The organism is Ralstonia psammae, from assembly GCF_958405935.1.
In the GTDB taxonomy this organism is placed as follows: domain Bacteria; phylum Pseudomonadota; class Gammaproteobacteria; order Burkholderiales; family Burkholderiaceae; genus Ralstonia; species Ralstonia psammae.
Genome location: NZ_CATZBU010000006.1, coordinates 207,936 through 234,585, shown reverse-complemented (window position 1 = coordinate 234,585; position 26,650 = coordinate 207,936). Strand labels below are relative to the sequence as shown.

At 63.6% G+C, this 26,650-nt stretch carries 25 protein-coding genes; 16 read left to right on the top strand and 9 right to left on the bottom strand.

All coding sequences use genetic code 11. The features are described from left to right. Positions 1–64: 64 nt before the first annotated feature. Positions 65–643, top strand: a complete 579-nt coding sequence (locus R2N16_RS14960; protein WP_316666523.1) for a YdcF family protein — start codon at positions 65–67, stop codon at positions 641–643. A 4-nt stretch (positions 644–647) separates the two neighbouring features. Here the strand turns inward: R2N16_RS14960 and R2N16_RS14955 are convergent, their stop codons facing one another. The 4 genes from R2N16_RS14955 to R2N16_RS14940 all read right to left on the bottom strand — a co-directional run bounded on the left by R2N16_RS14955 (position 648) and on the right by R2N16_RS14940 (position 5,537). Continuing rightward, a complete protein-coding gene (locus R2N16_RS14955; protein WP_316666522.1) occupies positions 648–1,025 on the bottom strand; it encodes a DUF4180 domain-containing protein in 378 nt (125 codons plus the stop codon). Between the two features lie 7 nt (positions 1,026–1,032). After that, the gene (gene lspA / locus R2N16_RS14950) at positions 1,033–1,557 is read right to left on the bottom strand and encodes a signal peptidase II (RefSeq protein WP_316666521.1); all 525 of its coding nucleotides are present in this window, start codon (positions 1,555–1,557) and stop codon (positions 1,033–1,035) included. After that, positions 1,557–4,436, bottom strand: coding sequence for an isoleucine--tRNA ligase (gene ileS, locus R2N16_RS14945; protein WP_316666520.1), 2,880 nt, complete (start codon positions 4,434–4,436; stop codon positions 1,557–1,559). The genes lspA and ileS overlap by 1 nt, the downstream gene beginning before the upstream one ends. 102 nt (positions 4,437–4,538) lie before the next feature. Further along, positions 4,539–5,537: a bifunctional riboflavin kinase/FAD synthetase gene (locus R2N16_RS14940; protein WP_316666519.1), complete on the bottom strand. Its 999-nt coding sequence runs from the start codon at positions 5,535–5,537 to the stop codon at positions 4,539–4,541. 220 nt (positions 5,538–5,757) lie between these two features. Between R2N16_RS14940 and R2N16_RS14935 the strand changes: the two genes are divergently transcribed. Beyond that, positions 5,758–7,590 carry an ATP-binding response regulator gene (locus R2N16_RS14935; RefSeq protein ID WP_316666518.1) on the top strand — a complete coding sequence of 611 codons (1,833 nt, stop codon included), beginning with the start codon at positions 5,758–5,760 and terminating at the stop codon, positions 7,588–7,590. Positions 7,591–7,650: 60 nt separating this feature from the next. Here the strand turns inward: R2N16_RS14935 and R2N16_RS14930 are convergent, their stop codons facing one another. Continuing rightward, positions 7,651–8,316 (bottom strand): response regulator transcription factor, encoded by a 666-nt coding sequence (locus R2N16_RS14930; protein ID WP_027680729.1) that lies wholly within the window; start codon positions 8,314–8,316, stop codon positions 7,651–7,653. Positions 8,317–8,718: 402 nt separating this feature from the next. Here R2N16_RS14930 and purN point away from each other — a divergent pair, with 402 nt between their 5' ends. The 7 genes from purN to nadC all read left to right on the top strand — a co-directional run bounded on the left by purN (position 8,719) and on the right by nadC (position 16,524). Continuing rightward, positions 8,719–9,369, top strand: a complete 651-nt coding sequence (purN, locus tag R2N16_RS14925) for a phosphoribosylglycinamide formyltransferase (protein ID WP_316666517.1) — start codon at positions 8,719–8,721, stop codon at positions 9,367–9,369. Then, positions 9,366–10,760 carry an RsmB/NOP family class I SAM-dependent RNA methyltransferase gene (locus R2N16_RS14920; RefSeq protein ID WP_316666516.1) on the top strand — a complete coding sequence of 465 codons (1,395 nt, stop codon included), beginning with the start codon at positions 9,366–9,368 and terminating at the stop codon, positions 10,758–10,760. The genes purN and R2N16_RS14920 overlap by 4 nt, the downstream gene beginning before the upstream one ends. Further along, complete coding sequence (locus tag R2N16_RS14915) at positions 10,757–11,326, top strand: phospholipase D family nuclease (RefSeq protein WP_316666515.1); 570 nt, start codon at positions 10,757–10,759, stop codon at positions 11,324–11,326. Before R2N16_RS14920 ends, R2N16_RS14915 begins: the two co-directional genes overlap by 4 nt. A gap of 25 nt (positions 11,327–11,351) precedes the next feature. Next, positions 11,352–12,728 carry a mechanosensitive ion channel family protein gene (locus R2N16_RS14910; RefSeq protein ID WP_316666514.1) on the top strand — a complete coding sequence of 459 codons (1,377 nt, stop codon included), beginning with the start codon at positions 11,352–11,354 and terminating at the stop codon, positions 12,726–12,728. A gap of 375 nt (positions 12,729–13,103) precedes the next feature. Further along, positions 13,104–14,294 (top strand): DesA family fatty acid desaturase, encoded by a 1,191-nt coding sequence (locus R2N16_RS14905; protein ID WP_316666513.1) that lies wholly within the window; start codon positions 13,104–13,106, stop codon positions 14,292–14,294. 185 nt (positions 14,295–14,479) lie between these two features. Next, on the top strand, positions 14,480–15,628 hold the full coding sequence (gene nadA / locus R2N16_RS14900) for a quinolinate synthase NadA (protein ID WP_316666512.1): 1,149 nt from the start codon (positions 14,480–14,482) through the stop codon (positions 15,626–15,628). Then, positions 15,625–16,524 carry a carboxylating nicotinate-nucleotide diphosphorylase gene (gene nadC, locus R2N16_RS14895; protein WP_316666511.1) on the top strand — a complete coding sequence of 300 codons (900 nt, stop codon included), beginning with the start codon at positions 15,625–15,627 and terminating at the stop codon, positions 16,522–16,524. The genes nadA and nadC overlap by 4 nt, the downstream gene beginning before the upstream one ends. Positions 16,525–16,527: 3 nt before the next feature. Here nadC and nadB read toward each other — a convergent pair whose 3' ends face one another. From nadB to radC, 4 genes are all read right to left on the bottom strand, one after another. After that, positions 16,528–18,129, bottom strand: coding sequence for an L-aspartate oxidase (gene nadB / locus R2N16_RS14890; protein WP_316666510.1), 1,602 nt, complete (start codon positions 18,127–18,129; stop codon positions 16,528–16,530). A 178-nt stretch (positions 18,130–18,307) separates the two neighbouring features. Then, entirely contained in the window at positions 18,308–18,478 is a 171-nt protein-coding gene (gene rpmG, locus R2N16_RS14885) for a 50S ribosomal protein L33 (RefSeq protein WP_003262397.1), read from the bottom strand. A 13-nt stretch (positions 18,479–18,491) separates the two neighbouring features. Further along, entirely contained in the window at positions 18,492–18,725 is a 234-nt protein-coding gene (gene rpmB / locus R2N16_RS14880) for a 50S ribosomal protein L28 (RefSeq protein WP_004631999.1), read from the bottom strand. A gap of 179 nt (positions 18,726–18,904) precedes the next feature. Beyond that, positions 18,905–19,579: a RadC family protein gene (radC, locus tag R2N16_RS14875; protein WP_316666509.1), complete on the bottom strand. Its 675-nt coding sequence runs from the start codon at positions 19,577–19,579 to the stop codon at positions 18,905–18,907. Between the two features lie 118 nt (positions 19,580–19,697). Between radC and R2N16_RS14870 the strand changes: the two genes are divergently transcribed. The 7 genes from R2N16_RS14870 (at position 19,698) to R2N16_RS14840 (ending at position 26,650) form a co-directional block, all read left to right on the top strand. Further along, on the top strand, positions 19,698–20,186 hold the full coding sequence (locus R2N16_RS14870) for an FKBP-type peptidyl-prolyl cis-trans isomerase (protein WP_316666508.1): 489 nt from the start codon (positions 19,698–19,700) through the stop codon (positions 20,184–20,186). A gap of 1 nt (position 20,187) precedes the next feature. Further along, positions 20,188–21,171 carry a 4-hydroxy-3-methylbut-2-enyl diphosphate reductase gene (gene ispH, locus R2N16_RS14865; RefSeq protein WP_316666507.1) on the top strand — a complete coding sequence of 328 codons (984 nt, stop codon included), beginning with the start codon at positions 20,188–20,190 and terminating at the stop codon, positions 21,169–21,171. Between the two features lie 455 nt (positions 21,172–21,626). Continuing rightward, positions 21,627–22,832 carry a branched-chain amino acid ABC transporter substrate-binding protein gene (locus tag R2N16_RS14860; RefSeq protein WP_316666506.1) on the top strand — a complete coding sequence of 402 codons (1,206 nt, stop codon included), beginning with the start codon at positions 21,627–21,629 and terminating at the stop codon, positions 22,830–22,832. Positions 22,833–23,042: 210 nt separating this feature from the next. After that, complete coding sequence (locus R2N16_RS14855; RefSeq protein ID WP_316666505.1) at positions 23,043–23,978, top strand: branched-chain amino acid ABC transporter permease; 936 nt, start codon at positions 23,043–23,045, stop codon at positions 23,976–23,978. Positions 23,979–23,991: 13 nt separating this feature from the next. After that, positions 23,992–25,128, top strand: a complete 1,137-nt coding sequence (locus R2N16_RS14850) for an ABC transporter permease subunit (RefSeq protein ID WP_316666504.1) — start codon at positions 23,992–23,994, stop codon at positions 25,126–25,128. A 12-nt stretch (positions 25,129–25,140) separates the two neighbouring features. Further along, positions 25,141–25,917, top strand: coding sequence for an ABC transporter ATP-binding protein (locus R2N16_RS14845; protein WP_004632013.1), 777 nt, complete (start codon positions 25,141–25,143; stop codon positions 25,915–25,917). 16 nt (positions 25,918–25,933) lie between these two features. Continuing rightward, positions 25,934–26,650: an ABC transporter ATP-binding protein gene (locus R2N16_RS14840; protein WP_316666503.1), complete on the top strand. Its 717-nt coding sequence runs from the start codon at positions 25,934–25,936 to the stop codon at positions 26,648–26,650.

Below are 26,650 nucleotides of genomic sequence, written 5' to 3'. Positions count from 1 at the left end.
TGATACCGGCTTGCCCCGCGGCGCGTCTGACGCCAGGGTTTTTCCTCAAAAGCGCATTCCCGATATGGTTTTCGGTCGTTCAGCAGTTCGCAATGTCCTCGCCTTGATTGGCGGTTGCGCAATCGTCGCGGTGGTGGCGGGCGCTGTGCTCGTGTGTGCGGCGAAGGCGTGGCTGCGCGAGGAGCCCAGGCTCGCTCACGCAGACCTGATTGTCGTGCTGGGCGGTGAATCGGGCCAGCGCGTGATCGGCGCCGCCGAGCTGTACCACGCAGGCGTGGCGCCTCGCGTGTTTGTCAGCGGGCAGGGCGATTGCCTCCTGATCGAGCGTCGCCTGGTGATGGCTGGTGTGCCGGCAGAGCGCATCGGCCACGAATGTGTGTCCGGCAGCACGATGGAAAACGCGCGGATGACGCGCGAGACGCTCGCAGGCTGGCAGGGGCAGCGCGCAATACTGGTGACCAGCTGGTATCACACCGGCCGGGCATTGGCTGTGTTCCGCAAGGCGTGGCCAGAAGTCACATGGGGTGCACAGGGTGTATTCCCGGGCGACACGCTGGCCAAGTCGGTTCCAATCTACGAAGCCGGGTCGATTCTTGCGGAGTACGTCAAGCGGGCGTGGTACGCCGTGCGCTACTGGGGCTGAACCCTCATTCAGCAGGCATGGGCCGCGCATTGGCGGCCAGATCGTCAAGCGAGGGGACGAAGCGGATCGTGTCGCGCTGGTTCGACTCACGGACCCAGTCGCGTAGCGCGCTGCTGGCGTGCAGATGCGCAGAGATGTCACCCACCACGGCGAGTTTCAGGCGGTAGTTGGTGATCTTTTGCGTGATGCCGCCTGCCAGGCCTGTGCGTAGCGCAAAGAACGCGGCATCGAGGCGGCTGACGGGCACCGCAACCATTGATGCGCCATGCCCCAGCGCCTCGCCGATCAGGTGGTCCAGCGCATCCTGTTCGCTGGCGATGGGCGGGCCGGCCTCGTCGAGGCACAGCACCGCTTCGCCATTCCACTGCTGGAGTTCTGGCACCGCAGGGTCAGCGGCGAACGCGCCGCAGTTCGTCGACGATCAGCAGCACGGCACCGATGGTGATGCCGCAGTCCGCCACGTTGAAGGCCGGCCAGTGGTAGTTGTGCAGGTAGAAATCGAGGAAGTCCACCACGTGGCCGTAGATGACACGGTCAATCACGTTGCCCAGCGCGCCGCCCAGGATGAGCGCCAGCGCAAAGCAGAACATCTTCTGCCCGCTGTGCCGCTTGAGCAGCCACACGATGAACAGCGCCGCTGCCACGCCCAGGCCCGTGAAGAACCAGCGCTGCCAGCCTCCCGCCGCCGCCAGGAACGAAAACGCCGCCCCCTTGTTATAGGCCAGCACGAGGTTGAAGAACCCGGTGATCGGGCGCGACTCGCCGTAGGTGAAGGTCTTGAGGATGGCGACCTTGGTCAACTGGTCCAACAGGATCCAGATGACGGCTAGGCCCAGCCACGGGCCTACGCCATGACCGCCACCGCTCTTCTTCAACCCGATCGATTTGCTCTTACCGCCGTTACGGGCCGCCATCACGCAGCGCTCCGTTGTTCACCGGCGCCGAACAGGTTGTCGGTGCAGCGCTTGCAGAGGGTGGGGTGGGCCGCGTCGTGGCCGACGTCGGCGCGGTAGTGCCAGCAGCGTTCGCATTTGGCATGCGAGGACGGCACCACGCTGATGAGCAGGTCGCCACCTTCGGGCGCGCGCTCCAGCTTGGCCGCCGACGTGATCAGCACGAAGCGCAGGTCGTCGCCGAGGCTGGCCAGAGCGTCATGCACCGATTCACCCGCCGACACCGTCACTTCCGCCTGCAGCGACGAGCCGATCTTGCCGTCAATGCGCAGCGCTTCCAATTGCTTGGTGACTTCGCCACGCACGTTGCGGATGGCGGCCCACTTCTCCAGAAGCGCGCTTGCGCCATGCGGCACCGGGGCGTTGTAGTAGGTGCTGGTGAAGATGGTGTCGGTGTGCTCCGTACCGTGCGCAAACACCTGCCACGCTTCTTCGGCCGTAAACGACAGGAACGGCGCCATCCAGTGCAGCATCGCCTGCGTGATGTGGTACAGCGCGTTCTGCGCGGACCGGCGTGCGAGCGAATCCGGCGCCGTGGTGTACAGGCGATCCTTCAGCACGTCGAGGTAGAAGCCGCCCAGGTCTTCCGAGCAGAACGTCTGCAGCTTGGCGACCACGGGGTGGAATTCGTACACGTCGTAGTGCGACAGCACTTCCTTCTGCAGCGCATCCGTCAGCGCCACGGCGTAACGGTCGATTTCGAGCCATTGCTCGGTCGGCAGCGCGTGCTTGGCGTGGTCGTAGTCCGTGAGGTTGGCGAGCAGGAAGCGCAGCGTGTTACGGATGCGGCGATAGCCTTCCACCACGCGCTTCAGGATTTCATCCGAGATGGCCAGTTCGCCCGAGTAGTCGGTCGAGGCCACCCACAGGCGGATGATCTCGGCGCCCATCTTGTTGGCGATTTCCTGCGGCGCGATCGTGTTGCCGATCGACTTGGACATCTTGCGACCTTCGCCGTCGACCGTGAAGCCGTGCGTGAGCAGGCCCTTGTACGGCGGCTTGCCGTACAGCATCGAAGCGGTCAGCAGCGACGAGTGGAACCAGCCGCGGTGCTGGTCGGAACCTTCCAGATACAGGTCTGCCAGGCGACCGTCCGGCAGTTCCGCCGAAGCATCGTACAGATCCGCCGCGTGCGAGCCGCGGATGACGTGCCAGTGCGTCGTGCCCGAGTCGAACCACACGTCGAGCGTGTCGCGGTTCTTTTCGTACATGTCAGCCTCGTCGCCGAGCAGCTCGCGCGGGTCGAGCGTCTGCCAGGCTTCGATGCCCGCCTTTTCGATGCGCTGGGCAATCTGCTCCAGCAGCTCAGGCGTGCGCGGGTGCAGCGCGCCGGTTTCCTTGTGCACGAAGAAGGCCATCGGCACGCCCCATTGGCGCTGGCGCGACAGCGTCCAGTCCGGGCGGTTGGCGATCATGTTGTGCAGGCGCTGCTTGCCCCACGACGGGTAGAACGCAGTGGCATCGATGCCGGCCAGCGCCGTTTCGCGCAGCGTGCTGTTGCCGTCGTTGGGCTGCACGTCCATCCCCGCGAACCACTGCGACGTGGCGCGATAGATGATCGGCGTCTTGTGGCGCCAGCAGTGCATGTAGCTGTGCGCGTACTTGTGCGCGTCGAACAGGTTGCCCGACTCGCGCAGCACTTCGACGATCTTCGGATTGGCGTCCCAGATCATCTGGCCGCCGAACAGCGGCAGCGTCGATGCGTACACGCCGTTGCCCATCACCGGGTTGATGATTTCCGAGTCGGGCATGTTGTGTGCCTTGCACGACTGGAAGTCTTCCACGCCATAAGCCGGTGCGGAGTGGACGATGCCGGTGCCGGTGTCGATGGTCACGTAGTCGCCCAGGTAGACCGGCGAGGTGCGCTCGTAGCCGGCATCCATCTTGGCGAGCGGGTGGTGGAAGCGCACGCCCGAGAGCGCCGCGCCCTCGCAGGTGGCCAGCACGGTGCCTTCGAGCTTCCAGCTTTGCAGGCAGGCCTCGACGCGCTCCTTGGCGACGATCAGCCGCCCGCGCGGCGTGTCGACCAGCGCGTATTCGATTTCCGGGTGCAGGTTCAGCGCCTGGTTGGAGGGGATCGTCCACGGCGTGGTGGTCCAGATCACGATCCAGCCCGGCTTGGCCTTGAGCACATCGGCGCCGATGTGGAAGGCGCTCGCCAGTGCGTCGATATCGGCAAACGGGAAGCCGACGTCGATCGACAGATCGGTGCGATCCGCGTATTCGACTTCCGCTTCGGCCAGTGCCGAGCCGCAGTCGAAGCACCAGTTGACCGGCTTCAGGCCGCGGAAGACGTAGCCCTTCTCCAGGATCTTGCCCAGCGCGCGCACTTCATCCGCTTCGTTGCGGAAGTTCATGGTCAGGTACGGATCGGCCCAGTCGCCCAGCACGCCCAGGCGCTCGAAATCGGCCTTCTGGCGGGCGATCTGGCCGGTGGCGTAGGCGCGCGCCTTCTCCTGCACTTCCTTGACGGGCAGGCCCTTGCCGAACTGCTTTTCGATCTGGATCTCGATCGGCATGCCGTGGCAATCCCAGCCCGGCACATAGACGGCGTCCAGCCCGGTCAGGCCGCGCGCCTTGATCACCATGTCCTTGAGGATCTTGTTGACCGCGTGGCCGATGTGCAGATCGCCGTTGGCGTACGGGGGGCCATCGTGGAGGATGAATTTCTTCGCGCCCTTACGCGCGGCGCGGATCTTCTTGTACAGCTGCTTGTCCTGCCATTGCTTCACCCACAGCGGCTCGCGCTTGGGCAGATCGCCGCGCATGGGAAAGGGCGTGTCCAGCAGGTTGACCGGGTACTTGCTCTTCTCCGGCGTGGGCTTCTTGGAATCGGACATGGTGTGATGTGGGGCAGATTCGGGCAAATCGGATCGGTGCAGGCGCGCCAGGGCAGGGGCGCTTGCGCTGTGCGGCGTTCGGGCGGCGAGTGTGTCAGCCGCCTACTGAATTCGGTCGGTGGCGGAGGTGGCGAAGTCGCGCCGCAGCGTTGGCGATTCGCCGGCTGGCGGAATGGGCAGGCCGAAGAACTGACGCGCGTGAACGCAGTCCTGAGCGATCGCGTCCTTGAGGGCATCGAGCGAATCGTAGCGAGCCTCGTCGCGCAGCTTCTTCATGAATTCCACGCGGACCAGCTTGCCGTAGACGCTGGCTTGGTAATCAAAGATATGCACTTCCAGCAGCACGCGGCCGGAATCGTCCACCGTCGGGCGAACGCCAATGCTGGCGACGGCCGGCAGCGGCTTCTCGGCCAGGCCGTGCACCTGCACGACAAAGATGCCAGCGACCGCCGGCTTGCGGTGCGAGATGCGTAAATTCAGTGTCGGGAAGCCAAGCGAGCGGCCGAGCTTTTGCCCATGCACCACGTGTCCGCTGATGGCATAACCGTGACCAAGCAGGCGGCGCGCGTGCTCCAGGTCACCGGCGGCCAGGGCCTCGCGCACGGCCGAGCTGGAGATACGGACCCCGGACTCCGACACCGAGCCCATCTGCTCGACTTCGAAGCCGAACTGCGCGCCGGCGGCCTGCAGATAAGGGAAATCACCCGCACGCCTGGCGCCGAAGCGGAAGTCATCGCCCACCAGCAGCCAGCGCGTGTGCAGGCCGTCGACGAGCACGTTGCGTACGAACTCGTCCGGCGTCTGTCCGGCGAAATGCGCGTTGAAATGCTCCACGACCACGCGGTCGACACCCTGGCGACGCAGGCTTTCCAGCTTGTCGCGCAGCAGTGCGATGCGGGTGGGCGCGCGGTCCGGCATGAAGAATTCGCGCGGATGCGGCTCGAACGTCATCACCGTGAGCGGCAATCCGCGTGCGTCGGCCGCCGCGCGTGCGCGGGCCAGCAGAGACTGGTGCCCGCGGTGCACGCCGTCGAAGTTGCCGATGGTCAACGCGCAGGGCGCGCGACTTTCGGCGTTGGGCAGGCCGCGAAAGACTTTCACGAGAGGCGTCGGTGGTCGAGGAAATGAGAAGTGCGTTTTTGTACCGGATTGGCGTGACAGCCGCCAAAATCCAGCAAAACGCACATTATATAAGGGATTGCCCCATCTCCGGCGGGTCCGGGGAGGATGAGGCCGGGTGTTGCACAATCGTCCGAACGATGCGTCCGCACGGTGCAGGCTTGCGGCACAATCCGGTATCCAGTTTCTTCCCTATATCCCCTTGAACGCCTCGCTGCGCCTTTTCTTCGCCAAGTTCGGGCTTGCCAGCCGCGCGCCGCTTGAACTGGATGCCCGAGCCAAGCTGCTCGCTGCCGTGCATCGCGGGGCGCCCATGGGGATCGCCGCCTCCGTCGTCCTGCCTGCCCTGACGGTGGCCGCGTTCTGGGATGCTTCCAACCGCCCGGTGCTGCTGGGCTGGTGCCTGATCATGCTGTGCCTGACGGCGTCAGGCCTGCGTTTCTATTTTGGTTATCGCTACGACCTGACCCGCATGACGCTGGCCGCGCACACTCGCAAGTGGTGGACGGGCATGCACGTCATGTCGGCGGTGGGCGGGGTGGCGTGGGGCTGCTCGGCGGGGCTGTATCTGATGTCGCCGTCGCTGGAGTTCAGCAGCCTGCTGATGATCGTGATCATTGGTGTGGCGGCGGCGGCGGTATTGTCGCAGGCGCCGGTGCCATCCAGCCTGCTGATCCTCGGGACGGGCATCCTGGCGCCGCACTTTGTGCTGGCCGAGCAGGCGTTTCCGGGGCACGGGCTGTATTTGCGCGGCGTGCTGCTGTTCTTTGCGGCGCTGCTGACGCGGCATGCCGTCAACATTCACAACACGCTGGTGCGCGAAATCCAGCTTGAGAACGAGAGCCGCCAGCTCGCGCGCCGCTATCAGGACGAGAAGCAGCGCGCGTTGTCGGCGTCGGAAGAAAAATCGCGCTTCCTGGCGGCGGCCAGCCACGACCTGCGTCAGCCGGTGCATGCGATCGTGCTGCTGGTGGAGGCACTGCGGGCGCGCAATCAGTCGGAGTCCTTGGCGCCGCTGGTGGAGCAACTGGCCTCGGGCGCCGCGACCATCGATTTGCTGTTCCGCTCGCTGCTGGACCTGTCCAAGCTGGAGAGCCGCAAGACCTCGCCGACGCTGGAGCCGGTGGATCTGGGCGAAGTCATCACCGAAGTGGTCCAGCAGTTCATGCCGGACGCGCGCGCCAAGGGGCTGGCGCTCACGGCGCGCATTCCGCCGCTGCCGGTATTCGGGATGGCCGAGCCGGTGCTGCTGCGCCGGGCGCTGTTCAACCTGCTGCAGAACGCGCTGCGCTACACCGAGCGCGGCGGCGTGATGGTGGCGCTGCGCGTGCGCCAGAAGCATCTGCGGATCGAGGTGTGGGATACCGGCATCGGCGTCGCGCCTGAGCACCAGAAAGACATCTTCTCGACGTACTACCAAGTCGAAAATCCCGAGCGCGATCCGAGCCAGGGTCTGGGTTTGGGCCTGTCGATCTACAAGGAATGTGTGCGTCTGCTGCGCGGCACGTTTGGCGTGCGCTCGGTGCCCGGGCGCGGCTCGATGTTCTGGATGGCGCTGCGACCGGTGCCCGCCGAGATCAAGGCGCCGCTGGCCACGCAGCCGCGCGCCGAGCAGAAGCGCGCAGTGCTCGATCAGCCGCGGTTCTCGGGCGTGGTGCTGGTCGTGGACGATGACCCGCAGATCCGCAATGCCTGGCACGCGTTGCTCGAAGCATGGGGCGTGGAAGTCCATAGCGCCGCCGATGGCCGTTCTGCCGAGCAATTGCTCGCGCGCGGCATCCGTCCGCAGATTATCTTTTGCGACTTGCGGCTGCCTGGCGAGGAAGACGGCCTGCAACTGCTCGAACGCTGGCAAGTTAGCCACCCCGACGCACACGCCGTGCTGCTGACCGGCGATCGCAATTCCGCCGCTCTGGCACGTGCGGAAGAGGCGGGCTATCTGCTGCTGGCCAAGCCCATGGACCCGAACATGCTGCGCGTGCTGCTCAAGCGCTGGCTGCGCGGCCGCTCGGCAGAGCCGCAGGTCGCTTTCTGATGGGAATGTGAAACGGCGCCGTCGATGGCGGCGCCGGAATGAACAGATCAGGCGCGCAGATCAGGCTGCGCCCGTCAGGCGAAAACGCTCCATGCGCGAGATGATTTGGATGCGCGTGCGCACGCCCAGCCGCTGCAGAATCGCCGAGACGTGTTCTTTGACCGTGTTTTCCGTCAGGCCCAACTGGCGTGCGATCGACTTGTTCGGCAGGCCTTCGAGCAGCAACGCCAGCACCGAGCCCTGACGCGGCGTCAGCCCCAGTTCTGCCGGCGTGATGGGAATGCCGTGCGAGGCGCCGCCCTTGCCGTTGGTGCCGCCCATATCGTCTTCCGAAGGGAAGGAGGCATCGCCGCCAAAAATACCGGCCACTGCCTTGGAGAACGCATGGGCATCGGCGTGCTTGCCGATGAAGCCGATGGCGCCCAGCGCTTGGGCCTTGGCGACGATTTCCGGCGTGTTTTCCGCCGACATGAAGGCAAAGCGTGCCTCAGGCAGTTTGCCGCGCAGTTCGCGCATGGCGTCGAAGCCGGTGCAGTCGGATAGCCACACGTCCAGCAGCACGACGTCCGGGCGGACGCCTTCTTCAACCAGCGCAAGCGCCTGGCGCCGGCCAATGGCCGCGTGCACCTGAACTTCAGGCAAGGCGTGTGCAAGAAACGTGGTCGTGCCAGACAAGGCGAGAGGGTGGTCGTCGACCACCAGCAGGCTACGCAGCGAGCTCGTCATTCTTATTCCCCGGTGAGGGCAGAGCCCTCTTGTTGTTGTACGCGTGTCGACCCGGCGCGGGCGATGGCCGACAGGCCGGGTGTCTCACCCTGTGCCGATCGACCGTCACGGTATCGCCCGCACGATGTTGCAGCGCAGGATGAATGGACGCCGGATACGCGTCGAATCATCGTTGGCTGCCCACCCGACCCCTCGGGAGCGCGGACAATTATGGTGCTGAGATTATCAGAGCGCGCCAAAGCACGCCAACGGTTGCCCCCTCCTTTTGCCGACGCGACAGGGTTTTTGCCGGCACGCGTCGGCAAAATGCCACGGTGGCTGCAAAAGCGCCCGCGGCATGGCTGCGCAGGCGTCACACCCGATTTTCTCGGGGAACTGCCGCGCACTTGATAAAATGCCGCGATGAAAAACATCGTGATTCTCATTTCCGGACGCGGCTCCAATATGGAGGCCATTGTCCGCGCCTGTCAGGCCGAAGGTTGGTCGGGACGCATCGCCGCCGTCATTTCTAATCGGCCTGATGCGGCAGGACTTAAATTTGCCGCCTCGCACGGCATTGCCACCGCGGTGGTCGACCACAAGGCTTTTCCCGATCGCGACAGCTTCGACGCTGCCCTGGCGCAGGTTATCGACGGCTTTTCGCCCGATCTGGTGGTGCTGGCCGGCTTTATGCGCATCCTCACGCCAGGCTTTGTGAAGCGCTATGCCGGCCGCATGCTGAACATTCATCCGTCGCTGCTGCCGTGCTTCCCTGGCTTGCACACCCACGAGGCCGCGTTGGCCATGGGCGTGAAGGTGCATGGCGCGACGGTGCATTTCGTCACCGCAGACCTGGACCACGGCCCGATCGTGCTGCAGGCCATCATCGACGTGCGTCAGGACGACACGCCTGACTCGCTGGCTGCGCGGCTACTGGTGCAGGAACACACGATCTACCCGCGTGCCGTGCGCTGGTTCGTGGAAGGACGGTTGTCGATCGAACACGGTGTTGTGCGCGTCTCGCCGGATGTGTCGCAGCTTGTCATTGGCGTCAACGCCCGGGAGGCAGCATGAGTCAGGATCGTCAGCGTTCGCGCGGCAATGGAAGCGGCGGGTCGGGCAACAAACGCGCGGGCTCCGGTGGCGGCGGTTGGTATCGGGCGCCGCAGGGCAAGCCCGCGCCCCGCAGCGCGCCGCGCCCCCGCACGGGGCTGCATGGCAGCCATCTGGAACACCTGGACAAGGTGCTTGCGCGTCTGCTGCACTTCGCGGCGCCCGCCGACATGGTGGTCAGCCAGTACTTCCGCGAGCACCACGAACTCGGCCACCGCGAGCGCGGCATCATCGCTGAAGCGGCCTTTGCCGTGCTGCGCCGCAAGGTGGAATTCGGCCAGTTTGCCGAGAGCGGCACTGGCCCGGCGCGTCGTCGCCTGGTGCTGCTTGGCTTGCTGCAAACCGCCGGGCGTGAGGCCATTGCGCCGTTCCTGAACCCGGCCGAAGCGGAATGGCTGGATCGCTGGGCAAACCGCGACCGCGCCGCGCTGGCGGCCCGCGTGCGCGCCAACCTGCCCGACTGGCTCTTCGACGCGCTGGTCGCACAGCACGGTGCGGACTTCACCGAAGCGCTGGCGCAGGCGTGGCTCGCGCCCGCGCCGTTGGACTTGCGCGTGAACACGCTCAAGGGTGAGCGCGACGCCGTGCTCGCCACACTGGCCGAAGCCGGTATTGAAGGCGCTGCGGCGCCGCTGTCCCCGGTGGGTATTCGCCTGGCAGGCAAGCCCGCGTTGAACAAGCTCGACATCTTCACCAACGGCACGGTCGAGGTGCAGGACGAGGGCAGCCAACTGCTGTGCCAATTGCTGGCACCCAAGCGCGGCGAGATGGTGGTCGATTTCTGCGCGGGTGCCGGTGGCAAGACCCTGGCGATCGGTGCGGCGATGCGCTCGACCGGGCGCCTGTATGCCTTTGACGTATCGGAAAAGCGCTTGTCGAACCTCGGGCCGCGCCTGGCACGCAGTGGCCTGTCAAACGTGCATCCTGGCCGCATCGACAGCGAGCACGATGCCAAGGTCAAGCGCCTGGCGGGCAAGATCGATCGCGTGTTGGTCGACGCGCCGTGCAGCGGCTTGGGTACGCTGCGCCGCAATCCGGACCTGAAGTGGCGTCAATCCGCGCAGGCCGTCGAAGAAATGTCGGCCAAGCAGTTGTCGATCCTGACATCGGCGGCGCGGCTGTTGAAGCCGGGTGGCCGCCTTGTCTACGCGACCTGCAGCGTGCTGGCGCGAGAGAACCAGCAGGTGGTCGAGCAGTTCCTGGCCACCCATGAAGACTTCGTGCTCGTGCCCGCGGGTGAGGTGCTGGCCGCGCAGAAGATCGCACTGGAAATGGGCCCCTACCTGGAGCTGTATCCGCACACGCATCAGACCGACGGCTTCTTTGCGGCCGTACTGGAGCGCCGCGCATGAGGGTGCGCCACTTGGGTTGGCTGCTGGCCGCATGGCTGGCGTTTGCCGCAGGTGGCATGGCGCTGGCCCGCAGCACGCCGCCGGTGCAACCGGCCAAGGGCACGGTGCAGGCAGCGTTCACGCCTGACGACGACATCGAAGGGTTGTTGGCCGATGCCATCGATCAGGCGCGCGAGCAGGTGCTGGTGCAGGCGTATCTGCTGTCGAACAAGGCGATTACGCGTGCGCTGCTGGCGGCGCATCAGCGCGGCGTGGATGTGCGCGTGCTGGCCGATCGCGAGCAGATGACGCGCTCCGGCGGCAGCCGCGTGCCCGAGGTCGCCAATGCGGGCATCCCTGTCTGGCTGGAGGTGCGCTACAAGAACGCGCACAACAAGGTCATCGTGATCGACCCGCGCGGCGCACATCCGGTGCTGGTCACCGGTAGCTTCAATTTCACGCAGACCGCGCAGCGCGGCAATGCCGAGAACGTACTGATCGTGCGCGGCGACGCCGATCTCGCCCAGCGTTATGCCGCCAATTGGCAGAAGCACGTGGGTGATGCGTTGCCCTATCGGACCCAATGAGGGTTTGCAATAACCGGTCACGCCAATGAACGGATTGCCGCTGAACCTGAACCACATCGCGCTAGGCCACATGATCGACGACATCGTCTCCGATCTGGGTGGTCCGCGCTTTATCTGGCAACTGGGCGTGCTGGTGCTGCTGCTCGTTGCCGCCTGGCTGATCGCGCGCCCGATCTCGCGGCGCTTGCATACGGCGCATGTGAACGACACGTTCGCCCTGCGTTTTGCCTGGTCGAGCCTGGAGCGGACGATGTTCCCGCTGATCGGCTGGCTGCTGGTGGTCGGCGCGCGCTATGCCCTGGTCGGCACCATGCCGATCAGCGTGTTCCGCCTGGCGGCGGTGCCGTTGTTTGGCCTGGCGATTCTCTATCTCGGCTTCTACGTGCTGCGCCGCGTGCTGTCGGCCAATGGTGAGCTGCACGGCATGCTGGTCGTCGCCGAGCGCGTGCTGACCACGCTGATGTGGATTGGCATGGTGCTCTACGTGCTGGGCGTGCTGGGCGATGTGGTGGATTACCTCGACAGCATCCGCTTTGCGCTGGGCGGCAAGCAGAAGGTGAGCCTGGCCGCCATGCTGATGGGCGTGGTGTGGATTCTCGTCACCGTGCTCGTGGCGATGTGGTTTGGCTCGTGGCTGGACAGCCGCATTACGCGCGCTTCGGCCATTGATGCCAACCTGAAGGTGGTGCTGTCGCGCGTAACCAAGGCGGTGCTGCTGCTGGTGTCGCTGCTGCTGAGCCTGTCGCTGGTGGGCATCGACCTGACGGTCCTGTCGGTGTTTGGCGGCGCGCTGGGCGTCGGCCTGGGCTTTGGCTTGCAGAAGATCGCTAGCAATTACGTGTCGGGCTTCATCATCTTGCTCGAGCGCTCGCTCAAGCTGGGCGATCAAATTACGGTCAGCACGTACACCGGCATCGTCACACAGATCCGCACACGCTACACCGTGGTACGCAATGGCGATGGCGATACGCTGGTCCCGAACGAGCTGATGGTCGCGCAGGCCGTGCAGAACCACAACGAGCGCGGCACCGTGCGCGTGGCAGTGCGGGTGCAGGCATCGTATGCCGCCGACCCTGAAACGGTGCTGGCGCTGCTGCTGCAATCCGCCGAGGGCATCTCGCGCATCCTGCCCGAGCCGGCGCCTGCCGCCTTCATGGCCCTGTTTGCTGACAGCGGCATCGAGTACGAACTGGGGGTGTGGATCGGCGATCCGCACAACGGCAAGCTGGGCGTGCAGTCCGATCTGAACCGCGCCATCTACCGCCGCTTCAAAGAGGCGGGCGTCGAGATTCCGTATCCGCAACGCGAAGTGCGTGTGCTCGGGGCGCCGGCGCTGCAGCAGGGCGCTTCAAGCACTTCGGGTGATGCGGCAGCCTCATCTGGGGCCTCCCTGCCGGCTTAACACACCGGCGGGCGGAACGGTGCCGACTTGTCCGAGGTCAAAACGGCGGTTTTCCCGCATGGAATAGAGGGGGTATTCGGTTAAAATACTGAGTGTTCCCACGAAGGATCAGACGGCCCCCGTCGCAAAGGCTTAGCTCTTGCGACAAAGCGCCGCGAACATCTTGTATTGCGCTGGGGCGGAGGTCATATGAGCAGCGGCCGGAGGCTCGCCGATGTGACGCGCAAGCCGGGTGCCAGCACTCGAATCCCCGCCAACACGACCCCATTGTCGTAACGCTGCGACAGCGGATGGCCTCAAGAGGCAGCACGTGTCCCGATCGATTGACGGACCAAAGGCTGCTTTGATCACCCCGAGTTGACCACGGAGAGCACTTTGATCGACTCCTTTCTGACTTTTCTTGCTAACGGCACCCTGGATTGGGCCTGGTGGCAAATCCTGATTTTCACGCTGGTGGTGACGCACATCACGATCGCCAGCGTCACGATTTTTCTGCACCGCTGCCAGGCGCACCGGGCGCTGGACGTGCATCCCATCGCCGGACACTTCTTCCGTTTCTGGCTGTGGCTGACGACGGGCATGGTCACCAAGGAATGGACCGCCATTCACCGCAAGCACCACGCCAAGTGTGAAACCGAAGAGGACCCGCACAGCCCGCAGACCCGCGGCATCCGCAAGGTGCTGATGGAAGGCGCTGAGCTGTATCGCGCTGAGGCCAAGAACAAGGAAACGATCCAGAAGTTCGGCCACGGTACGCCGGACGATTGGATCGAGAAGAACCTGTATTCGAAGTTCACATGGCAAGGCGTCGGTTTGATGCTGATCCTGGACGTGCTGATGTTCGGTGCGCTCGGCCTGACGGTGTGGGCGGTGCAGATGTTGTGGATCCCGATTCACGCTGCCGGCATCATCAACGGTCTGGGCCATTACTGGGGCTACCGCAATTTCGACTGCGAAGACGCTTCGACCAACGTGTCGCCGTGGGGCCTCATCATCGGCGGCGAAGAGCTGCACAACAACCACCACACGTACGCCACGTCGGCCAAGTTTTCGGTCAAGTGGTACGAGTTCGATATCGGCTGGGGCTACATCCGCGCACTGGAGATCGTCGGTTTGGCGAAGGTCAAGAAAGTGGCGCCCAAGGCGCGCTTTGGCGACGTGAAGCCGGTCGACCAGAACACGCTGGAAGCCATCATTGCCAACCGCTACGACGTGATGGCCCGCTACGCCAAGACTGTCAAGACGGCCTACCGCCAGGAGCTGGCGAAGCTGAAGGAGTCGCGTGCTGTTGAGTACCGTGCGTTGAAGCCTGCCCGCAAGTGGTTCCACCGCGACGAGACCAAGCTGGGCGCGCCGCAGCGTGAGCAGCTCTCGCAAATCGTGTCGGACCATTCGGCGCTGCACACCTTCGTTGAAATGCGTCGCGAGCTTGGCGCGCTGTGGGGTCGTTCAAACGCCACGCGCGAGCAACTGCTGCATCAACTGCAAGAGTGGTGTAAGCGCGCAGAGGAAAGCGGCATCCACGCGCTACAGGAATTTGCTGTCCGCCTGCGCCGCTACGCCTGAGTTTCTTGTTTCATAGGTGAAGCCCCGCTCCGCAGCGGGGCTTTTCTTTTGGGTAAACTGCCCCAATTCACAGTTAACAGGCCGCGACAATGTATCGCGGTGCCAGTCCTCCTCACACACCGTCCATTTCATTGCCGCGTCAGCTTCTCGGCGCTTTATCAGCACGAACGGACGGGGAGACCATCATGGAAACCCACATCAAGACGGTTGAATTCGAGCGCCCGGATATGCTTGCCGAGGCGCAATCCGGCGCCAGTTGCGTGGCCCACGCCTGGGCCAAGGTGCCGCCGGTGCTGTCGCACGAGGAGCGCGCCGAACTGAAGGCGCGCATCAAGCGCCTGCTCAAGGAACGTGAGGCCGTGCTGGTCGCGCACTACTACGTTGACGCCGACTTGCAGGACCTGGCCGAGGAGACCGGAGGTTGCGTGTCCGATTCACTGGAGATGGCGCGCTTTGGCCGCGACCATTCGGCCAAGACGTTGATCGTGGCGGGCGTACGCTTCATGGGCGAAACCGCCAAGATTCTCAGCCCCGAAAAGACCGTGCTGATGCCGGATCTGGACGCGACATGCTCGCTGGACCTGGGCTGCCCGCCGGATGCGTTCAGCGCCTTCTGCGACGCGCATCCGGATCGCACCGTGGTCGTCTATGCCAATACCAGCGCCGCCGTGAAGGCGCGCGCAGACTGGATGGTGACGTCGTCTATCGGCCTGAAGATCGTGCAGCACCTGCATGCGCAGGGAAAGAAGATTCTGTGGGCACCCGATCGGCACCTGGGCAGCTACATTCAGAAGCAGACCGGCGCCGACATGCTGATGTGGCAGGGCTCGTGTCTTGTGCACGACGAGTTCAAGGGCGTGGAACTGGACCTGCTGCGCGCCGAACATCCGAACGCGAAGATCCTCGTACACCCGGAATCGCCGGAATCGGTGGTGGCGCAGGCCGATGTGGTGGGTTCGACTTCGCAGCTGATTGCGGCGGCGCAGTCGTTGTCGGCGCAGGAATTCATCGTCGCGACCGACAACGGCATCCTGCACAAGATGCGCATGGCCGCCCCGGGCAAACGCTTCATCGAGGCGCCGACGGCTGGCAACGCGGCCACCTGCAAGAGCTGCGCGCATTGCCCATGGATGGCGATGAACGCGCTGACCAACCTGGCTGAGGTGCTGGAAACCGGTCGCAACGAGATCCACGTCGATCCGGTCATTGGTCAGCAAGCCGTGGTCTGTATCGACCGCATGCTCGACTTTGCCGCGCGGGAGAAGGCTGCAGTTCGCCCGCAAGGTGAGCTGGCCGCCAACGCGCAACTCTTTCAAGGAATTGGCCCGGCATGACGGCAACCCAGATGAACGCGACGAGTCGTGCCACTGCGGCTCAGGCAATTTTCGATAGCTTTGGCCCGGCACTGCGCGAGGCGATGTCCGCCAACGTGGCCGCTGCCATTGCCGAGGACGTTGGCACGGGTGACCGCACGGGCTTGCTGATTCCCGTCGACCGCCATGTGCGTGCGCGCGTAATCGTGCGCGAGAACGCCGTGCTATGCGGTACGCCGTGGTTCGATGCGTGCATGCGCGCCGTTGACCCGACGCTGCACGTCATGTGGCGCCAGCACGAAGGCGACCGCATGGCGCCCGATTCGGTGGTGTGCGAGATCGAAGGCCCGGCGCGTTCGCTCCTGACGGCCGAACGCCCGTCGCTGAACTTCCTGCAATTGCTGTCCGGCGTGGCGACCGCGACGTCGCGTTACGCCGAGGTCATCGCCGGCACGCGCGCCCGTGTGCTCGACACGCGCAAGACGCTGCCGGGCCTGCGCCTGGCGCAGAAGTACGCCGTCCGGATTGGTGGCGGCGAGAATCAACGCCTGGCGCTGTACGACGGCATCCTGATCAAGGAAAACCACATCGCTGCGGCAGGTGGCGTGACGGCGGCCCTGCGTGCGGCGCAGGCGCTGAATGCCGGCGTGGCGATCCAGGTTGAGGTGGAAACGCTCGCGCAGCTTGATGAAGCGCTGGCCGCGGGTGCCACGTCCGTGCTTCTCGACAACTTCGAACCGCCTGCGATGCGCGAGGCTGTGCGCGTGACGGCGGGCAGGGCGCTGCTGGAGGTATCGGGCGGCGTGAACATCGAGACGATCCGCGCGTTTGCCGAAACGGGTGTGGACCGAATCTCAGTCGGCGCGCTGACGAAGGACGTGCGCGCGACCGACTTCTCTCTGCGGATCGTGGGGTAAGCCCTAGCGTTTTCGCGCGATCTGCCGATGGGTCGGCTGCATGACCGTCGGCAGCGCCTTGGGCAGCGTTTCGGGGTAGTCGCGCGAGAAATGCAGGCCGCGGCTTTCATGCCGCGAGAGCGCACTGTCGACGATCAGCGAGGCGGCCTCGACGAGGTTGCGCAGCTCCAGCAGATCGTGGCTTACGCGGAAGTTGGCGTAGTACTCCGTAATCTCTTCGCGCAGCAGGGCAATGCGGTGCTGCGCGCGCTCCAGCCGCTTGTTCGTGCGCACGATGCCGACGTAGTTCCACATCATGCGGCGCAGTTCGTCCCAGTTGTGCGAGACGACGACTTCCTCGTCGGCATCGGTCACTCGACTCTCGTCCCACGCAGGAATCTGCACCGACGTTGGGTTCGAGGGCGGTTGCGCCAGGATGTCTTCCGCCGCCCCGCGCCCGATCACCATGCATTCAAGCAGCGAATTGCTCGCGAGCCGGTTGGCGCCGTGCAGGCCGGTGTAGGCCGTCTCGCCCACGGCGTACAGGCCGGCGATATCCGTGCGCCCAAGATGGTCCGTCACCACGCCGCCGCACGTGTAGTGCGCTGCTGGCACCACGGGAATCGGTTGGCGCGTGATGTCGATGCCCAGCTCCAGGCAACGCGCCATGATGGTCGGGAAATGTTCCTTGAGGAATTCCGGGCTCTGATGGCTGATGTCCAGATAGACGCAGTCCAGGCCACGCTTCTTCATCTCGAAGTCGATGGCGCGGGCGACGATATCGCGTGGGGCCAGCTCGGCGCGCGCATCGTGCGCGGGCATGAAGCGCGTACCGTCGGGCAGGATCAGCTTGCCGCCTTCGCCGCGCACGGCTTCGGTAATCAGGAAAGATTTCGCGAACGGGTGGTACAGACACGTGGGATGGAACTGGATGAACTCCATGTTCGCCACGCGGCAGCCCGCGCGCCACGCCATGGCGATGCCGTCGCCGCTGGCCGTGTCCGGATTCGTCGTATAGAGATAGACCTTGCCCGCGCCGCCCGTGGCCATCACGGTTTGGCTCGCGGTGAGCGTCTTGACGTGGCCCGACGCAATGTCCAGCACGTACAGGCCATGGCAGCGCATGCCCGGCTGGCCCAGCTTCGCATCGGTAATCAGGTCGATCGCAAAGTGGTCTTCCAGCAGCGTGATGTTCGGGTGATTGCGCACCTTCTCAACCAGCGTCGTGACCACGGCATGGCCAGTGGCATCGGCTGCGTGGATGATGCGTCGATGGCGATGGCCGCCTTCGCGCGTCAGGTGGAAGCCGAGTTCGGCCTGCTCGTCGCGCGTGAAAGGCACGCCATGGCCGATCAGCCATTCAATGGCCGAGCGCCCGTTCTCGACGATGTAGCGGGTAGCGGCTTCATCGCACAGCCCGGCCCCAGCGATGAGTGTGTCGTCGACGTGCTCGTCATGGCTGTCGCCTGAATCGAGCACTGCGGCAATGCCGCCCTGCGCCCAATCGCTGGCGCCTTCCGGCAGGCTGCGTTTGCTGATGACGACCACGCGGCGGTGATCGGCTAGGTGCAGGGCGACGGTCAGACCCGCCAAGCCGCTGCCAACAACGGCAACATCGAAATTCATGGAAGACGCGGGACGCGGTGCAGGCGCGGCTGGTGGATAACACAGTCGCGTGTCAATCGGATAGAGGGGCAGTGTACACCGTGGCATGCGCCAAACAGCCGGCAACAAAAAACCCGCCTGAAAGCGGGTTTTTGCTGTCGGTCATGCCGACGGAAACAAGATGCGCAATCCGCGAGGATTACTTGATCTTGGTTTCCTTGTAAGCGACGTGCTTGCGGGCGACGGGATCAAACTTCATGATCTCCATCTTTTCCGGCTTGGTGCGCTTGTTCTTGGTGGTCGTGTAGAAATGACCCGTACCTGCGGTCGATTCCAGCTTGATCTTGTCGCGTCCGCCTTTGCTGGCCATGTTTAACTCCTAATTAGACTTCGCCGCGTGCGCGCAGATCCACGAGCACTTCGTCGATGCCTTTTTTATCGATCAGGCGCAGACCAGCGTTCGAGACGCGCAGGCTCACCCAGCGGTTTTCGGATTCGACCCAGAAGCGGCGATTCTGCAGGTTCGGCAGAAAACGGCGCTTGGTCTTGTTGTTTGCGTGGGAAACGTTATTGCCGACCATCGGCGCTTTCCCGGTCACTTGACAGACGCGTGCCATGGAGCACTCCTAACTAAATTCGTTGGCTACAGTTTGCGACCGGGCGCTGGGACCAAACCAAGCGCAGTGCCACTGTAGAGGTGGGACTTCAGCGAAACGCGGATTATACACACAAAACCGCTGACAAATCAACGAGATCGATGGATTGCTGTTGGGTACTGTGCGATGCGGTGTCGGCACTACATTTTGCCGTGTTCCAAGAAGCCGTAAACGTTGCTGCGACCGACGATCATGTGATCCAGGACGATCACGTCAAGCAGTGCCAGTGCGCGGCATAGCTCGCGGGTCAGCGTGATATCGGATTCGCTGGGCTCGGTATTTCCGGTGGGGTGGTTGTGGGCCAGGATCACTGCGGCCGCATTGTGATGTAGCGCTCGCTTGGCGATCTCGCGCGGGTAGACGCGGGCTTCGGTCAGTGTGCCGCGGAACAGCTCTTCCCACGCGATCAACCGGTGCCGTACATCTAAAAAGAGGCAGGCGAACACCTCGTGCGGGCGGTGGCCGAATGTCAGGCGCAAAAAGTCCTTCACGCTTTGTGAAGATTCAAAGGTCTGGCCGTGGGCGAAGTCTTCCTTCAGCGCGCGCCGCGCAACCTCCAGGAGCGCGTGAAGCTGTGCGTATTTGGCGGGGCCCATGCCGTTGATCGACGAGAACTCTTGTTGTGACGCGTGGCACAGCCGCCCCAGCGACCCAAAGCGCGTGAGCAGTTCGCGGGCGAGGTCGACGGCGCTTTTGCCCGGCATGCCGACGCGCAGGAAGATGGCAAGCAGCTCCGCGTCGGAGAGTGCGGCGGGGCCGTGGGCGAGCAGTTTTTCACGCGGCCGCTCGTGGGCGGGCCAGTCGACGATGGCCATAGGGTTGGGGTGAGTGGAGGAAATGTACTGCCAGCGGAGTGCGGCGCGCGTCGCGCCTGCGGCCGCAGGGAGGGCTGACGTACAATAACGGGTTACTTTTTGGTCAAGCAGGTTGAGCGTGCAAAATTTGGTGAACGAGGCGTCCGCGGCGACGCCAAGCGGCGCAGGCAAGGTGGTTGGCCCGGATTCCTTTCTGACGCTGCACTACCGCATCGCGCTGGAAAACGACACGGACATCGTCACCACCTTCGGCGACAAGCCGGCCACGCTGCTGCTGGGCCAAGGCCAACTGGCGCCGACGCTGGAGCAGGCGCTGCTCGGCATGCGCGAGGGCGAGCGTACGACGTTCCGCCTGGCGCCCGAGCATGCGTTCGGTCCGCGCAATCCGGAACTGCTGCAGCATGTGTCGCTGGCCACGCTGCGCGAGAACTCCTCGTTCGAAGAGGATTACCAGCCGGGCGACCTGGTCGAGTTCAATGCGCCGAGCGGCGGTAAATATGCCGGCGTGCTCAAGGAAGTCGGCGAGACCTCCGCGCTGTTCGACTTCAACCACCCGCTGGCCGGCCAGACGATCGTGTTTGAAGTCCAGCTGATCGGCATTCTCTAATATGAGCAACGCTGTGAACGCCCCGCTCGATCCCATTGATCCTGTCACCCAGGCCGACGCCGAGGTCTTGCTGGCGCAGCCGCGCGGCTTCTGCGCCGGCGTGGATCGCGCCATCGAGATCGTCGAACGCGCGCTCGAGCTGTTTGGCGCGCCCATTTACGTGCGTCACGAGATCGTGCACAACGCCTATGTGGTTGGCGATCTGCGCAACAAGGGCGCCGTGTTCGTACAGGAACTCGACGATGTGCCGGTGGGCGGCACGGTCATTTTCAGTGCGCACGGCGTATCGCGTGCGGTGCGCGAAGCGGCGGAAGCGCGCGGCCTGCGGGTGTTCGATGCGACCTGCCCGCTGGTGACCAAGGTGCACGTAGAAGTCTCGAAGATGCGCGCGCAGGGTTTCGAGATCGTCATGATCGGACACAAGGGCCATCCCGAGGTGGAAGGCACCATGGGCCAAGCCAACGACGGGATGCTGCTCGTCGAATCCGTCGAGGATGTTGCGCATCTCATGGTGAAAGACCCGACGCGTCTGGCCTACGTGACGCAGACCACGTTGTCGGTGGATGAGACCCAGGAAATCGTGGCAGCCATCAAGGCACGCTATCCGGCCGTGCACGAGCCGAAGAAGCAGGACATCTGCTACGCGACGCAGAATCGCCAAGACGCCGTGAAGTTCATGGCGCCGCAAGTGGAAGTGGTGATTGTGGTCGGCAGCCCGAACAGCTCGAACTCGAACCGCCTGCGTGAGCTGGCCGAAAAGCTGGGCGTGCCTGCCTATATGGTGGATACGCCTGAACAGGTGAGGCCCGAATGGGTGGCCGGCAAGCGCCGTGTGGGCCTGACCGCTGGGGCTTCGGCGCCCGAGGAGTTGGCGCAATCGATCGTGGATCGGCTTAAGGCGCTGGGCGCGCGCACCGTGCGCCCGCTCGACGGTATCCAGGAAAACATGTCCTTCCCCCTTCCGAGGGGTCTTCAAATCAATTGAATGCCTTTATGTAAATACCCACTTAAAAGCGCACAAAAAGAGTGCGCCCTAATGCGGTGCATAAAGCGCTTTTGAGGATTCAACGGCCACTTCTTCCAGGAGTGGCCGTTTTGTTTTGTGCGTTGCAAAAAACCCATCAATACCGGCGAAGCCTTGATTTACCGTGAGAATCGCCCGCCAAGCGGCATGAATAGGGGGTTTCCCCTAGTCTGGCACACTTCTTGATACGCCTATCCCGCCGTTCGCGAATGCCTGCGCGAAATGACGCCTGTTTGGGCATTGGGGAAAGCCCGTAAAGCGGCGTAGTTACTGTAAAAATCGTTGTTGCGACGCGTATTGCATCCGCAATAAAAGGGGATACAATTCGCGCGTTTCAAATTGAAACAATCGGCGCAGGGGGAGCGGCCGGGAGGCAGGACGCTCTTCTTGCTCTTGCGAGATCTAGGAGATCACTCATGCAAATTAAGTTTGCCAAAGTTCTGCCGCTTGCGGCTGCCGTGGCACTCGTAGCAGCTTGCGGTAAGAACGAGGAAAAGCCCGCAGACCAAGCTGCTGCACCTGCAGCAACGTCGGCTCCGGCGGCGGCTGCCGGCGGCGAGACCGTCATCAAAATCGGTCACGCGGCTCCGCTCACGGGCGGTATTGCTCACCTTGGCAAAGACAACGAAAACGGTGCACGCCTGGCCGTTGAAGAAGCCAACAAGGAAGGCCTGACCATCGACGGCAAGAAGATCAAGCTGGAGCTGGTCGGTGAAGACGATGCGGGCGACCCGAAGACTGGCACCGCCGTGGCGCAGAAGCTGGTTGATGAGCACGTTGTTGCTGTCGTTGGCCACCTGAACTCGGGTGTATCGATCCCGGCTTCCAAGATCTACAGCGATGCAGGCATCGTGCAGATCTCGCCGTCGTCGACCAACCCCGACTACACGAAGCAAGGCTTCAAGACGACCTACCGCGTGGTTGCGACCGACGCGCAGCAAGGCCCGGCACTGGCCAACTACGCCGCCAAGACCCTGGGCGCCAAGACCGTGGCAATCGTTGATGACGCCACCGCCTACGGCAAGGGCCTGGCCGACGAGTTCGAGAAGACCGCGAAGGCTGACGGCGTGAACGTCGTGGCGCGTGAAGCCACCAACGACAAGGCCACCGACTTCAAGGCCATTCTGACCAAGATCAAGGGCAAGAAGCCGGACGTGATCATGTACGGCGGCATGGATGCCACCGGCGGTCCGTTCGCCAAGCAAGCCAAGGAACTGGGCATCACGGCCAAGATCGTTGGCGGCGACGGCGTGTGTACCGACAAGGTGGCCGAACTGGCTGGCGACGCGATCGACAACATCGTCTGCTCGGAAGCGGGTCTGGCGCTGTCGAAGATGGAGAAGGGCGCGGACTTCGAGAAGAAGTACCAAGACCGCTTCAAGACGCCGGTGCAGATCTACGCACCGTTCACGTATGACGCCGTCAACGTGATCATCGACGCGATGAAGCGTGCCAACTCGACCGATCCGGCCAAGATCCTGGCTGCCATGCCGGCAACCAACTACAACGGCGTGATCGGCAACATCGCGTTCGACGACAAGGGTGACCTGAAGCAAGGTTCGATCACCCTGTACAACTACAAGGACAAAAAGAAGTCGGTTCTTGACGTTGTGAAGATGTAATCGAAGGGTTATCCGCCCTAAAAACGGCACCGCGACTACCCCTGCGGTGCCGTTTTTTATAGCCTCGCCAATGAAACAAGGCCCTCACCATGGGCGTGTCGGCAGGCCGCTTACCAGCAACCACACCTTACCCATCCGATTGATCGCATACCTTGCGGGCACGTCATCCCGTCGCCTACAACAAAGCAAGGCATAGCAGGAGCTGTTCTCATGGATATCTTTATCCAGCAGATCGTGAACGGTCTGGTGCTCGGCAGCATTTACGCGCTGATCGCACTTGGCTACACCATGGTCTACGGTATTCTCGGCATCATCAACTTCGCCCACGGCGATGTTCTGATGGTCGGCGCAATGTCTGCCCTGACCGCCATCAACTTCCTCCAGAAGTTCTTCCCCAATCTGCCTGACTGGATCACGCTGGTCCTGGCGCTGCTGTTTGCCATGCCGGTCTGCGCCATCGTGGCTTACACCATCGAACGGGTTGCCTACCGGCCGCTGCGCAATGCGCCGCGCCTGGCGCCGCTGATCACCGCCATTGGCGTGTCGATCGTGCTGCAGACCCTGGCAATGATGATCTGGTCGCGTAACCCGCTGACCTTCCCGCAACTGCTGCCTTCGAACCCGATCGATATCGGCTCCACGGGCGCGACCATCACGGGCAAGGAAATCGTCATCATCGCGGTGTCGATCCTGGTGATGATTGGGCTGATCCTGCTGGTCAACCGCACCAAGCTCGGACGCGCCATGCGCGCTACTGCCGAGAACCAGCGTGTGGCAGGCCTGATGGGCGTCAACCCGAACTTCGTGATCTCCGCCACCTTCATGATCGGCGCCGCTATGGCTGCGGTCGCAGGCGTGATGATGGCGACCAACTACGGCAATGCTCACTTCTACATGGGCTTCATCCCTGGCTTGAAGGCGTTTACCGCTGCGGTGCTGGGCGGCATCGGCAACCTGGCGGGCGCCATGGTCGGCGGCATGCTGCTGGGCCTGATCGAAGCACTGGGCGCCGGTTATATCGGCGATCTGACTGGCGGTGTGTTCGGTTCGAACTACCAGGATGTGTTCGCATTCATCGTGCTGATTGGCGTGCTGCTGTTCCGCCCGTCCGGCATCATGGGCGAACGCGTTGCGGACCGCGCATAAGAAGGGGAGCGCCATGACAGAAACTGCAACCGAATTCAAGGCACCGAAGAAGACGCGTGCTGCGCTTTACGGCTTCCTGATCCTCGCCCTGTTCGCACCGTTCATCGTGGGTGCGGCAGGTGGTAACTACTGGGTACGCGTGCTGGACTTTGCACTGCTGTACATCATGCTGGCCCTGGGCCTGAACATCGTGGTGGGCTTTGCCGGCCTGCTCGACCTGGGCTACATCGCGTTCTACGCGGTGGGCGCCTACATGATGGCGTTGCTCGGTTCACCGCACCTGTCCAACCAGTTTGAGTGGATCCACAATCTGTTCCCCAATGGGCTGCACCTGATTGTCTGGTGGGTGATCCCGCTGGGTGCCGGGTTGGCGGCGTTGTTCGGCATTCTGCTGGGTACGCCGGTGCTGAAGCTGCGCGGTGACTACCTCGCCATCGTGACGCTGGGCTTTGGTGAAATCATCCGGATCTTCATGAACAACCTCGACCGCCCGGTGAACATCACCAACGGTCCGAAGGGCATCAACCTGATCGAGCCGGTCAAGATCTTCGGGTTCGACTTCTCGAAGCGCCATGATTTCTTCGGCATCCGCTTCGAATCGGTCTACATGTACTACTACCTGTTCGTGTTCCTGGCCGCGATCATCATCATCGTGTGCCTGCGGTTGCAGAACTCGCGCATCGGTCGTGCATGGGTGGCGCTGCGTGAAGACGAAATCGCCGCCAAGGCGATGGGCATCAATACCCGCAACATCAAGCTGCTGGCCTTTGCAATGGGTGCGTCGTTCGGTGGTGTGTCGGGTGCGATGTTCGCGTCGTTCCAGGGCTTTGTGTCGCCGGAATCGTTCGTGCTGTGGGAGTCGATCTACATCCTGGCGATTGTGGTGCTGGGCGGCATGGGCCACATCCCGGGCGTGATCCTGGGTGGCATCCTGCTGGTCGGCTTCCAGGAACTGCTGCGCGCACTGGCCGAGCCGGTGCAGAACAAGCTGTTCGGCCATGTGATTGTGGAAGCGGAAGTGCTGCGTCAGTTGCTGTTCGGCCTGGCGATGGTGGTGGTGATGCTGTATCGCCCTTCGGGCCTGTGGCCCTCGCCGCGCAAGGAAGACCGTCCGCAAAAGCAGCGGGCTGGTGGACTGTCCCGAATCTGATGGAGCACGCACATGAGCAATAACAACGTCCTCCTCTCGATCCGAGGAGTGCAGAAGCGTTTCGGCGGCCTGCAAGCGCTGTCCGACGTGAGCCTGGAAATTCGCGAAGGCGAAATCTACGGTCTGATCGGCCCGAACGGCGCCGGCAAGACGACGTTCTTCAACGTCATCACGGGCCTGTACACGCCGGACGCCGGCGAGTTCGTACTGGGCGGCACGCCCTACCAGCCGACCGCCGTGCACGAAGTGGCCAAGGCCGGCATTGCGCGCACGTTCCAGAACATCCGCCTGTTTGGCGACATGACCGCGGCGGAAAACGTCATGGTCGGCCGCCACGTGCGCACCAAGGCCGGCCTGATCGGCGCGGTGTTCCGCACCAAGGCTGCACGCGAGGAAGAGCAGTCCATCGAAGATTGGGCGCACGACCTGCTGGACTACGTCGGCATCGGCAAGTACGCCAACTACACGGCGCGCAACCTGTCGTACGGTCACCAGCGTCGTCTGGAAATCGCGCGCGCCCTGGCCACGCAGCCCAAGCTGCTGGCTCTGGACGAGCCCGCCGCCGGCATGAACGCCACGGAAAAAGTGGAACTCCGTGGCCTGCTGGACAAGATCCGTTCCGACGGCAAGACCATCCTGCTGATCGAGCACGATGTGAAGCTGGTGATGGGCCTGTGCAACCGCCTGACTGTTCTGGATTACGGCAAGGTGATTGCGCAAGGTCTGCCGCAGGAAGTGCAGAGCAACCCGGCCGTGATCGAGGCCTACCTCGGCGCGTCAGCGCACTGACGCAGAGGAACGGAATATGAAACCAGTAATGTTGAAGATCGACAGCCTGAAGGTCGCGTACGGCGGCATCCAGGCGGTCAAGGGCGTGGATCTGGAGATTCGCGAAGGTGAGCTGGTCACGCTGATCGGCGCCAACGGCGCCGGCAAGACGACCACCATGAAGGCCATCACCGGCCTGCAGGGCTGGGCCGGCGGTGACGTGCAGTATCTGGGCAAGTCCATCAAGGGCGTGCCGAGCTACAACCTGCTCAAGCAGGGCCTGGCGATGGTGCCGGAAGGCCGCGGCGTGTTCGCGCGCATGACCATCGTCGAGAACCTGCAGATGGGCGCCTTCACGCGCAACGATGAGGCCAACATCAAGGCCGACATCGACCGCATGTTCGCCATCTTCCCGCGCCTGAAGGAACGTGCAAACCAACTGGCCGGCACGATGTCGGGCGGCGAACAGCAGATGCTGGCCATGGCGCGTGCGCTGATGAGCCAACCGAAGCTGCTGCTGCTGGATGAGCCGTCGATGGGTCTCTCCCCGATCATGGTGGAGAAGATCTTCGAGGTCGTGCGTGACATCTCGGCGCAAGGCGTCACCGTGCTGCTCGTTGAGCAGAACGCGCGCCTGGCGTTGCAGGCAGCGCACCGCGGCTACGTGATGGACTCCGGTCTCATCACCATGAGCGGCGATGCCAAGCAGATGCTGGATGACCCGAAGGTGCGTGCCGCCTACCTGGGCGAGTAA